Annotated in this window: 11 protein-coding genes; 8 read left to right on the top strand and 3 right to left on the bottom strand. The window is 59.4% G+C overall.

Going from position 1 to position 10,096, the window contains the following annotated elements:
- On the bottom strand, positions 1 to 750 hold a 750-nt coding region (locus IH971_09435), incomplete at its 3' end, for an adenylate/guanylate cyclase domain-containing protein (protein MCH7498059.1).
- Between the two features lie 103 nt (positions 751 to 853).
- The gene (gene ggt, locus IH971_09440) at positions 854 to 2,554 is read right to left on the bottom strand and encodes a gamma-glutamyltransferase (protein ID MCH7498060.1); all 1,701 of its coding nucleotides are present in this window, start codon (positions 2,552 to 2,554) and stop codon (positions 854 to 856) included.
- Between the two features lie 195 nt (positions 2,555 to 2,749).
- Here ggt and IH971_09445 point away from each other — a divergent pair, with 195 nt between their 5' ends.
- From IH971_09445 to yccX, 7 genes are all read left to right on the top strand, one after another.
- The gene (locus IH971_09445; protein MCH7498061.1) at positions 2,750 to 3,715 is read left to right on the top strand and encodes an ATP-binding cassette domain-containing protein; all 966 of its coding nucleotides are present in this window, start codon (positions 2,750 to 2,752) and stop codon (positions 3,713 to 3,715) included.
- Entirely contained in the window at positions 3,708 to 4,445 is a 738-nt protein-coding gene (locus IH971_09450; GenBank protein ID MCH7498062.1) for an ABC-2 transporter permease, read from the top strand. Before IH971_09445 ends, IH971_09450 begins: the two co-directional genes overlap by 8 nt.
- Before the next feature lie 7 nt (positions 4,446 to 4,452).
- Positions 4,453 to 6,021 (top strand): GldG family protein, encoded by a 1,569-nt coding sequence (locus IH971_09455; GenBank protein MCH7498063.1) that lies wholly within the window; start codon positions 4,453 to 4,455, stop codon positions 6,019 to 6,021.
- Positions 6,011 to 6,577, top strand: a complete 567-nt coding sequence (locus IH971_09460) for a DUF4340 domain-containing protein (protein MCH7498064.1) — start codon at positions 6,011 to 6,013, stop codon at positions 6,575 to 6,577. The genes IH971_09455 and IH971_09460 overlap by 11 nt, the downstream gene beginning before the upstream one ends.
- Positions 6,578 to 6,785: 208 nt before the next feature.
- Positions 6,786 to 7,673, top strand: a complete 888-nt coding sequence (gene tcmP, locus IH971_09465) for a three-Cys-motif partner protein TcmP (GenBank protein MCH7498065.1) — start codon at positions 6,786 to 6,788, stop codon at positions 7,671 to 7,673.
- Positions 7,674 to 7,675: 2 nt separating this feature from the next.
- Positions 7,676 to 8,413 (top strand): phage Gp37/Gp68 family protein, encoded by a 738-nt coding sequence (locus IH971_09470; protein ID MCH7498066.1) that lies wholly within the window; start codon positions 7,676 to 7,678, stop codon positions 8,411 to 8,413.
- Positions 8,414 to 8,478: 65 nt separating this feature from the next.
- Positions 8,479 to 8,751, top strand: a complete 273-nt coding sequence (gene yccX, locus IH971_09475; protein MCH7498067.1) for an acylphosphatase — start codon at positions 8,479 to 8,481, stop codon at positions 8,749 to 8,751.
- 7 nt (positions 8,752 to 8,758) lie between these two features.
- On the opposite strand, the gene IH971_09480 is transcribed toward yccX, so the two are convergent.
- Entirely contained in the window at positions 8,759 to 9,706 is a 948-nt protein-coding gene (locus tag IH971_09480; protein MCH7498068.1) for a thioredoxin domain-containing protein, read from the bottom strand.
- Positions 9,707 to 9,729: 23 nt separating this feature from the next.
- Here IH971_09480 and IH971_09485 point away from each other — a divergent pair, with 23 nt between their 5' ends.
- On the top strand, positions 9,730 to 10,071 hold the full coding sequence (locus IH971_09485; protein ID MCH7498069.1) for a DUF418 domain-containing protein: 342 nt from the start codon (positions 9,730 to 9,732) through the stop codon (positions 10,069 to 10,071).
- Positions 10,072 to 10,096: the final 25 nt, after the last annotated feature.

Consider the following 10,096-nt stretch of genomic DNA (forward strand, 5'->3'; position numbering starts at 1 on the left):
AATTTTGGCCAGGTGGGCCAGAATGTCCTCGGTGATGCCATCGCTGAAGTATTCGTCCGCTGGATCATCGCTGAAGTTGGCGAAGGGGAGTACCGCAACCGATTTCGCGCGCAGGACCCCTTGGCTACCGGGTTTGAAAAGACCCCCGCGCTGCAGGAATAGCCCGATGATAAATAGGGCCGCCACTCCGGCCGCAACCGGCCACCAGCGGCGCAGGGGGCTGGCTCCTGCGGCAGCTGCCTGTGATGCGGGCACTGTCGCGCGTTGCTCATGCAGGGCGTAGACCTCAACCTGTTCGGCGACCCCCTTCAGCACCTTTTTGCCCATTGAGCTGGCCTCGATGCCCGGCTTCTTCCCGATGGCGTCGTAGACCTGTTGGGAGACGCAGATACCCCCCGGCTCGGCCAGGGGTTCCAGGCGTGAGGCCACGTTGACCCCGTCGCCGAAGACATCGCCCTCCTCAAAGACCACATCGCCCACGTGGATGCCGATGCGCAGGGACAGGTCGGGGTCGCTGCTGAATATATGCTGGATCTCCAGGGCGCAGTTCACCGCCTCTACGGCGCTGGCGAAGGAGGACAGCGTGCCGTCGCCTATTTCCTTGAGCCACTCGCCACGAAACTGTTCAATGATGGGTTTGAGCAGGGCTCGATTGCGCTGGAGGAGCTCGAGGGCTTTTGCCTCGTCCCTGGACATCAGGGCCATATAGCCCACGATGTCGGTGAACATGATGGCGGCGAGCTTGCGCATGAATCCCTTTCGAGCCGGTAGCGTAGAGCAGAGGGGTAAATATGGCTAGATTTGCCCCTGAATGCAACAGGTTATCCTCAGCTCACCCTGCGAAAACGTCTGATCAGTACCCCGCCGCCTGGCCGTCCTTGCGGGATTCCGAGGCCCCCACATACACCCCGTTGGTCGCATCCCACATGATGGCCTGGTAGCCGCCGAAGGGCCCCACCGCCCGCTGCAGACGGTGCCCGCGCCGAACCAGCGCTCGCTCCACCTCGTAGGCGATGCCCGACTCCAGATGGACGGTCCCCCCGTCACTCATCATCTCGCCGGTGGGCTGTGATGACCCCGAGTGGATGAAGCGCGGCGCGTCTCCGGCCTCCTGCAGGTTCAGGTCGAAGTCCACTAGGTTGATCACGATCTGGGCGTGCATCTGCGGCTGGGTGCCGCCCCCCATGACGCCGAAGCTGAGCCACGGCTTCCCGTCCTTGGTGATGAAGGCCGGAATAATGGTGTGGAAGGGGCGCTTGCCCGGTGCGTAGCTGTTGGGTCGCCCCGGGGTAAGGTCGAACAGCTCACCGCGGTCCTGCAGCATGAAGCCCAGGCCGTCGGGCACCATGCCCGAGCCCATGCCCCGGTAGTTACTCTGGATCAGGCTCACCATATTGCCCTCGCTGTCGGCCACCGTGAGGTAGATGGTGTCGCCCCGGCGCAGGGCCTCGTTGCCCGCCTCCTGGCGCTGGGCGGCCCGCTTGGGGTCGATGAGCTTGCGGCGCTGCCGGGCGTACTTTTTCGAGATGAGCGTCTTGACCGGCACGTCGGCAAAGGCCCTGTCGGCATAAAAGCGGGCCCGGTCCTCGAAGGCCAGCTTCTTGGCCTCCACAAAGTGGTGCACATAATCCACGCTGCCCAACCCCATGGCTGCCAGGTCGTAGCCCTCCAGGATGTTCAGAATCTGCAGCGCGGCAATGCCTTGGCCATTGGGCGGCAGCTCCCAGACATCATAGCCGCGGTAGTTGCTGGAGACCGGCTCCACCCACTCCGAAGTGTGACTGGCCAGGTCGTCATAGGCCAGGTAGCCGCCCATCTTCTGCATGAAGGCGTCAATGCTGCGGGCGATCTCGCCCCGGTAAAAGGCGTCCCGGCCACCTTGTGCGATCATGGTCAGGGTGCGGGCCAGCTGGGGGTTTTTGAACACCTCCCCCTTGCGGGGCGTACGTCCTCCGGGCATGTAGGTCGCCCTGAAATTGGGATAGTCTGCCAGTCTGCTCGCCGAGCGTTCCAGATAGAAGGCGATGAGTTCGGTCACCGGAAAACCTGCGTTGGCATAGGTGATGGCCGGTTCCAGAATCTGGGTCATGGGCAGACTGCCAAAGCGTCCATGCAGCTCGAACCAGCCGTCAACCGCACCGGGCACCGACACCGGCAGCGGGCCGTAGGGCGGGACCGAGGTCAACCCCAACTCCTGGAAGTGGGCCAGGGTCAGCCTTTTGGGCGAACGGCCGCTGGCGTTCAGGCCGTAGAGCCCCTTGGTCTTGGCATCCCAGACGATGGCAAACAGGTCCCCTCCGATGCCGCAACCGGTGGGCTCCATCAGGCCCAGGGCTGCGTTGGCGGCAATGGCCGCATCCACGGCGGTGCCCCCCGCTTTCAGAATGTCCAGGGCAATCTGCGTCGCCAGGGGGTGGCTGGTGGCGGCCATGCCGTGCTGGGCGATGACCTCGGACCGGGTGGCGAACGGCTGGCCGGTGACGCGGTCGCCGGCGTGCAGGGAAAGTGGCAGCGCCAGGATCGCCAGCGCTGGGTAGAAATGGAGCAGGTGCATGCGTGCCTCCAAGGTGTTGATTGCGGCCCTGAATCAGCCGCATTGCCCAATTGCCCGAGCGCGTTACAGTATTTAAGTTTCGGGCTGCTTAGCGGAACCAATTTTATTGTGAGGCTTATATTAGCCGATCACGCCGGGCGTCGGAACTGAAATTCAACTACTTTTTTGTAGAGTTAATATGCGCAGGAGACAAGGGTGATTCGAGTTGAGGACCTCACCAAGTTTTACGGCCAGACGCGGGCCATCGAAAAGGTGAGCTTCACCGTCCGCGACGGCGAGATCCTCGGCTTTCTGGGGCCCAACGGCGCCGGCAAGACCACCATCCTGCGCATTATCACCACTTACCTGGCCCCGACGGATGGCCAGGTCTACGTGGACGAGATGAATATTGCCGAGCACGCCAGCGAGCTGCGCAGGCGCATCGGTTACCTCCCTGAGACCAACCCCCTGTATGTGGAGATGCCGGTCTACGACCACCTCCAATTTGCCGCCGCCGCCCGCGATATCACCGGCCGCGCATTCAAGTCGGCTCTGGGCCGCGTTATGGAAGCCTGCGGGGTGCGCGAGGTGCTGCACCGGCCCGTTGGGGAACTGTCCAAAGGCTACCGCCAGCGGGTGGGCCTGGCCATGGCCATGATCCATGACCCAGAGATTCTCATCCTGGACGAGCCCTCCTCCGGGCTGGACCCCAACCAGATCGTCGAAATACGGGCCCTCATCAGGGCGCTGGGCAAGGAGAAGACGGTCATCCTGTCCAGCCACATTCTTCAGGAGGTGCAGGCACTTGCGGATCGCATCATTATCCTGAACAAGGGCCAGGTGGTGGCGGACGGCACCAGCGAAGAACTCATGGCGGGCTTCCGGGGCCAGGCAACGCTGACACTGGAAGTAAAGAACGCCACCCGGGAATCCGTGGCCGCGCTCGGCGACCGTTTCCCGGATGCCCGCGTGCGGGAGGAGACCGCCGCCGACGGAATCGTCAGGCTGCAGCTGGAGTATACCCCCGGCGCTACAGACAACCAGGGGCAGGGCCTGCGGGAGCAACTGTTTGCCTACGCGGTGGAGTCGGGCTGGGTGATCCTGGAGATGTCCCGCCAGCAGGCCCAGCTGGAGGATATCTTTCGCAGTCTTACCATTGAGCAGGGGAGCGCCCGTGGCTGATCAGTGGCGCGCCTCAATTCGGCACGTGGGCATTATCTTCCGCAAGGAAATGGCCGCCTACTTCAACAGCAGCGTGGCCTACATCACCCTGGTCGTGTTCCTGCTGATCAGCGGATGGTTTTTCTCCAGCGCCTTTTTCCTCATAGGCGAATCGGACCTGCGCGGACTCTTTTCCATCATACCAGTGATCTACCTGTTCTTTGTCCCTGCGGTAAGCATGGGCCTTATTGCCCGTGAAAAAAGCGCCGGCACCATGGAACTGCTGGTCACCCTCCCCCTGGAAGACTGGGAGGTGGTGGTGGGCAAGTACCTGGCCGCGGTGGCCCTCATCGGCGTTGGGCTGCTCTATACGATGGTCCATTTTGTCTCGCTGGCATTCGTCGGTACGCACGTTGACGTGGGGGCCATCTTGGCCGGTTACTTGGGCCTGCTGCTGGTGGGCGGAGTGTACGCCGCAGCCGGCATTTTCTGCAGCGCCGCGACCGGAAACCAGATTACCGCCTTTATCCTGGCGTTCCTCATCGCCTTTGTCTTATTTATGCTGGACAAGGTCCTGTTTTTTGCCCCGGGCTTTCTGACGGCCCTCCTGCAATACGTAAGCATAGACTTTCACCTCACCAATATCTCCCGGGGCGTTATCGACTCGCGCAATGTGATTTATTTCGCCTCCGTAATCGCACTTTTTTTGATCCTCGCCACGCGGATTCTTGAGATGCGCAAGTGGAGGTAGCCCCGGCATGACCATCACTAATCAGCGCCAGTTTCTCATCTACATCGGTATTGTGTTGGGTATTATTGTCCTTGCCAACCTCGTCTCCCGGCAGGTCTTTTTCCGGCTGGACCTCACGCGCAACAAGATTTACACCCTTTCCCCCTCCAGCAAAAAGATCATCAGCCAGCTGGATGACCGGCTGTTGGCCAAGGTCTACTTCTCACGGGACCTCCCCGGCAGTTACGCCAACAACCGGCGCTATCTGCAAGACCTGCTGGAGGAATTCCAGGCCTATGCCGGTGGCAAGTTCCACTTCGAGTTCTATCAGCCGGAGGACGCGGAGGAACTGGAACGGGAGGCCCAGCGCTACGGCATCCCACCCATGCAGCTCCAGGCCATCGAAAACGACCGCATGGAGATAAAAAACGTCTGGATGGGCCTGGCACTGCTCTATGAGGACAAGCGTCAGACCATCCCGGTGATTCAGTCCACAGCGGGGCTGGAGTATGATCTGGCCTCGGCCATCAAGAAGCTGATCGACAGTGACAAACGGACAATCGCCCTGGTGGCGGGTGCCCAGACGGAGGGCAAGAATCGAGCTGTCCAGGATCTGCTGGGCCAGACCTATAACGTACGCACAATCGAGCTGGAGTCTGCTCTTCCCGCCGACATCGATCTGCTCATCCTCAATGGCATTACCGACAGCCTCTCTCTCGATGCTCTCTACAACCTGGACCAGTATGTCATCTCAGGACGTCCGCTGTTCGTGGCCCAGGGTCGGGTCGCCGCCGACCTCGCCAGGGGCCGGGGGTCCGAGCTCAGGACCAACCTCTTCCCTTTGCTGGAGCACTACGGCGTGCGCATCAATCTTAGCCTCGTGGCGGACCGCATCTCCAGCCAGGTGGCGGTGGAGACCCAGCGTGGTATTTTCCGGATGCGTAACACGGTGGACTATCCCTTTTTCCCCCGCATTCAGCGCTTCGCCAGCGGGCATGTCATGGTCTCCGGCCTGGAGCAGGTGCGGCTCTTCTTCACCAGCGAATTGACGCCGGCCTACGATTCCAGCCGTGTCGGCCGGGTGGAGTTCCTGCCGCTGATGACCACCAGCGACTACACGGCGCTGGTGCGGGGGCCCGCCTTCAACCTCAGCCACGTGAACAACCCCGTGTTCAGCCGGCTCAACGGGCCGGGCCGCACCGTGGCCGCGCTGCTCACCGGGGCCGTGACCAGCTACTTCACCGCAGATTCCAGGCCTGAGAGTGACCAGGGATTCCTATCCGGGACCGAGGGTGCGCGCATCATGGTCATCGGCGACGGGGTCTTTTTCTCCGACGACGCGGGCGGCAACATCCCGGAGAACCTCAACCTGGTGATCAACGCCGCCGACTATCTGGTGGGCGACGAGGCCCTCATCGCCCTGCGCAACCGCGGGGTAACCACCCGCCCCCTCAAGGAGCTGGGTGACCGTACCCGCCGCACCGTCAAGTGGGCCAACATCTTGCTGCCGGCACTGCTGATGGTGGCCACCGGCCTGTGGCGCTGGAGCAGCACCCGCCGCCGCAGGAGCCTGCTGGGGGAGGCCTATGATACGTAAACAGTGGCGCACGCCCGCCATCGTGCTCGGCGTTTTGGCGCTACTCTATCTGGGGACGCGTCTGCAGGACGCGCGCCTCGGCACCCCCAGCGATCGGGTGTTCGATATCGAACCCGACGTGGTGGGCCGCATCGTATTCAGGGAGGGGGACAAGGAGCTGGAACTGGTGCGCATCAGCGACACCCTGTGGGTGCTCACCGGCCACGAGCACGCAACCTTGCGCCAGTGGCGGCTGGACCGGCTGTTCGACACTGTCTTGAAGGTCAAGCGCGAGAGCGTGATCTCCGACAACCCCGCCAAGTGGGCCACCTACGGCGTCGATGATTCCAGCGGCCGCCGGCTGGAGATTTACGACATCGGTGACCGGCTGGAGGCCAGCGTGGTGGTGGGCCAGTCCGAGACCAACTGGCAGAGCAGCCACCTCCGGTCCGCGGGCCGGGACGAGGTCTACCTCACCGGAGTGAGCATCTACCACCTCATCAATGCCGACACCAGCTTCTGGCTGGAACCGCCGCCACCGCCCCCGGCCGAGGAGGAGGAAAAGGAGGAGAGCTGACCGTCAGGGTGCCGCAGTGGGAACGATTCGTGAGGGCAGTCGGGGGACTGCCCGTTTATTTTTAGTAGAAAGGGATTGAGGGAGTAATAGTGAGGATGAATAGTTCCGAGAGCTACCTCTGACGGCAGTGAAACTAAACTTCAGTAGGTCATTTGGTATTTCATCAACACTTGCGGGGCCAGAAGTATAGGCGTATTTTGATTTTAAGATGGGAATATTAACCAAAAATCGTAAATCAAGTGGCAGAAAAGCGATGGGCAAGGAACCTCCAATTCATGATGAGATAGGAGTATGGTCGGAAATAAAACTCGAAATTGTAAAAGAATATGCGACGGCATACTCCACAATCTTGGCCAGTCAGACTAGTCCAGCCTTTTCTCATGTCTACATAGACGCATTTGCGGGGAGCGGAATAAATGTATCTCGAGTCACTGGCAAATTTGTTCCGGGCAGTCCCCTTAATGCCCTTGAAGTGCGTCCTCCTTTTCAAGAATTCTATCTCATCGACAGAGATGATGAAAAGGTATTAGCGCTCCAGAAAATCGTCGGAGCTAGGAATGATGTTCATATTTTTGGAGGAGACTGCAACGAAATTTTATTGAAAAAAGTGTTCCCTCAAGTAAAGTATAGTGAGTTCCGGCGGGGCCTCTGTTTCATTGATCCATATCGGATCAACTTGGATTGGAATGTCATCCTTACTGCGGCTCAAATGAAGTCCGTGGAGATATTCCTCAATTTTTCAACCCACTATTTGAATCGCGCAATTTTGACTCGCAGAAAGCCTGATACGGTACCAGAAGAGCCTTTAGCGCGCATGAACGCATTCTGGGGTGATACGAGCTGGGAGAATATAGCCTATCGTAAACCACAAACACGAGTTGGCAGTGAAGACGAGAAAGTAACTAACCTAGAACTGGCATTAGCCTACCGTGAAAGGCTCATCGCACGGGCAGGATTTAAATATGTTCCACAACCCGTACCGATGAAAAACTCGAAAGGAGCTGTTGTATATTATCTTTTTTTTGCGTCCCACAATCCAGTTGCCAAAACCATTGTGGAACAAATCTTCGACAAACACCGGTCACGTGGATACTAATTATGAGTGTGTTATCTTCAATAGAATGGACCGAGGCCACGTGGAACCCAGTTACAGGTTGCACCAAAGTCAGCCCCGGCTGCAAACACTGCTATGCTGAGCGGATGGCTGGCAGGCTGGAGGCGATGGGTCAGTACCGATATAGAAATGGCTTTAAGCTAACGCTCCAAGAAGACCTAGTTGGCCTTCCCCTAACGTGGAAAAAACCCAAAATGATCTTTGTGAACTCAATGAGTGATCTCTTTCACAAAGATGTTCCACTTACCTATATCCAAGATGTTTTCGACACCATGAACTTGGCCTCGTGGCATATTTTCCAAATTTTGACGAAACGTTCTGAGCGGTTGCGTGCAGTCAGTGATAAGCTAATTTGGGGAGACAATATCTGGATGGGGGTCTCTGTCGAGAACAGGGACTATGAATATCGTATCAACGACCTCCGTCAGACGGGTGCTAGAGTCAAGTTTCTTTCTCTCGAACCGCTGTTGGGCTCACTTAGAAAGGTATCATTTGAAGGAATGGATTGGCTCATAGTTGGCGGTGAATCTGGCCCTGGAGCAAGGCCCATGAAAAAGAGCTGGGTAACGGAAATACGAGACCGGTCTCGGGATCTTGGAATTTCCTTCTTCTTCAAACAATGGGGTGGAGTGAATAAGAAAAAGACGGGCAGAGAACTGGAGGGCCAGACTTACGATCAATTCCCAGCGGTTGACTCGCTTGGTGTTGTCCAGGCCTTATAGCCACAACCCTATATTTTCATTGTGCCTTTGGCGTTCCTGATTTTTAAAACTTCCGACCTCTCCCCATGAAACAGCTCCGCATCGTCGTCTCCGGGCGCGTCCAGGGGGTGGGCTTCCGCTGGTCCGCCCAGCGGCAGGCCCGGCAGCTGGGGGTCAACGGCTACGTCCGGAACCTGGCAGGCGGCGATGTTGAGATCGTGGCTGCGGGGGCCGACGACCGCGTGGAGCGTTTCGTTGACTGGGCCGGTGCCGGCCCGCCCGGTGCCTTAGTGACCCACCTGCAGCTGGAGCCGCAGCCCTACGATGGCGCGTATACCGACTTCGGCGTCCGCTTCTAGCATCAGCCTACTCCCCGTCCAGCGCCGCCAGCATGACTGCAACCTCCGTGGTGGGGGCTTTGCAAGCGTAGTTCCGGCAGACGTAGGCGGTAGCCTTGCCGTCCAGGCTGGTCTGGTTGGCGACGAAGGGGGCCAGCCGGGCAATCTCGGCCTGCCCATCGCCCTGGGGGTGGAAGAGCACCACTTTGTTGGGGTGGTAGCTGCGCCGCAGGGCGGCCAGCATGGCGTCGGCATCGGCGCTGCCCGGCTCACCGGCGATGACCACCTCGTAGGACGGTCCCACCGCGAAGGCCACGGCGCTCAGCAGCTGGGTAAAGGCGGTGGGGCTCTGCGCCACCTTGCGGGCGAAGGTCTTGCCGATGGCGGCGGCCCGCCCCTCCAAGTCCGGGTCCGACGTGGTGCGCCCCAGCCGGATCAGGTTCATCGCCGCCACCGAGTTCCCCGATGGAACGGCCCCGTCGTAAATCTCCTTGCTGCGCACCAGCAGCGCCTCGCCATCATCGGCGGTGAAAAAGAACCCCCCGGCTTCGTCGTCCCAGAAGTATTCCAGCAGCTGGCCATTGAGTTCCAAGGCCGTCTGCAGATAGCTGGCGCTGAAGGTGGCCTCGTACAGGTCCAGCAGGCCCGCCACGAAAAAGGCATAGTCGTCCACGGTGGCCATGATGCCGGCCCGGCCGCCCCGGTAGCGGTGCAGGAGGCGGCCCTTGTTGTCCCGCAGCCGGGTGAGCAGGAAGTCGGCGGCCTTGGCTGCGGCGGCCACGTAGTCATCCCGGTCCAGGGCCTGTCCGGCCCGCGCCAGCGCCGAGACCATCAGCCCGTTCCAGTCGGTGAGGATCTTGTCGTCCAGCTGGGGCCGCACCCGCTGCTCCCGGTGGGCCAGCAGTTGTAACGCGCTCTTGAGCGTCAAATCCGCAGTCGCTGCGCTTTTGGATTCCAACTCAGTGGATCTGGACATCGCTCTTCTGGGCCACTGAAGCGATGGCAATTGCTTATGCTGCAATGCTGATTCTTTTGTCCCAGTATTCTAGAAACAACCGGCTTTTCTGGCCTCTAGGTGCCACAGGTAGAATGGCTCTAACCACTTATATAATCCAATCGATCGTTTGCACGGTTCTGTTTTTTGGATATGGATTCGGTTGGTATGGAAGCGTTGGATTTACGGGGAAGTTCGTTGTCACGCTGATTTTGTTTACTTGTCAAATGGCAGCAAGCGCGTGGTGGTTAAATAGATATCGATATGGTCCGCTGGAATGGCTGTGGCGAACCATGACTTATGGACGTGCTCCGCAGATGCGTTTGGTAGAAAAAACGAATATGTGAGCAGTTCGTAACCCCGACCTATAAC

Source organism: Candidatus Neomarinimicrobiota bacterium (genome assembly GCA_022560655.1).
In the GTDB taxonomy this organism is placed as follows: domain Bacteria; phylum Fidelibacterota; class Marinisomatia; order SCGC-AAA003-L08; family TS1B11; genus JADFSS01.

Excerpts from the sequence above, each read along its gene's own strand:
- yccX (MCH7498067.1), top strand. The coding sequence starts at position 8,479 with ATGAAACAGCTCCGCATCGTCGTCTCCGGGCGCGTCCAGGGGGTGGGC.
- tcmP (MCH7498065.1), top strand. The coding sequence starts at position 6,786 with ATGGGAATATTAACCAAAAATCGTAAATCAAGTGGCAGAAAAGCGATG.
- IH971_09455 (MCH7498063.1), top strand. The coding sequence starts at position 4,453 with ATGACCATCACTAATCAGCGCCAGTTTCTCATCTACATCGGTATTGTG.
- IH971_09480 (MCH7498068.1), bottom strand. The coding sequence starts at position 9,706 with ATGTCCAGATCCACTGAGTTGGAATCCAAAAGCGCAGCGACTGCGGAT.
- IH971_09460 (MCH7498064.1), top strand. The coding sequence starts at position 6,011 with ATGATACGTAAACAGTGGCGCACGCCCGCCATCGTGCTCGGCGTTTTG.
- IH971_09470 (MCH7498066.1), top strand. The coding sequence starts at position 7,676 with ATGAGTGTGTTATCTTCAATAGAATGGACCGAGGCCACGTGGAACCCA.
- IH971_09485 (MCH7498069.1), top strand. The coding sequence starts at position 9,730 with ATGGCAATTGCTTATGCTGCAATGCTGATTCTTTTGTCCCAGTATTCT.
- ggt (MCH7498060.1), bottom strand. The coding sequence starts at position 2,554 with ATGCACCTGCTCCATTTCTACCCAGCGCTGGCGATCCTGGCGCTGCCA.